General features: G+C 66.3%; 1 protein-coding gene. It reads left to right on the top strand.

Going from position 1 to position 276, the window contains the following annotated elements; genetic code table 11:
- The coding region (locus tag KVT32_RS29950) for a S46 family peptidase (protein ID WP_217619414.1) at positions 1-276 on the top strand (276 nt) is incomplete at both ends.

Here is a 276-nt window from a genome sequence, read left to right on the forward strand (position 1 = left end):
CCGAGAAGCTGGCCGACCTGTCGAAGCATCCGATGAGCGCGATCGTCTCGCTGGGCGGCTGCTCGGCCTCCTTCGTCTCGCCGGACGGCCTGGTGGTCACCAACCACCACTGCGCCTACGGCGCCATCCAGCGCAATTCGACCGCGGAAAAGAACTACATCGTCGACGGCTTCCTGGCCAAGACCCGCGCCGAGGAACTGCCGGGCGGCCCGAACACCCTGGTGTACGTGACCGAGAAGGTCGAGAACGTGACAAGCGGCGTGCTGAACGGCCTGG

It is taken from the genome of Achromobacter sp. GbtcB20 (genome assembly GCF_019091095.1).
Taxonomy (GTDB): domain Bacteria; phylum Pseudomonadota; class Gammaproteobacteria; order Burkholderiales; family Burkholderiaceae_B; genus Achromobacter; species Achromobacter mucicolens.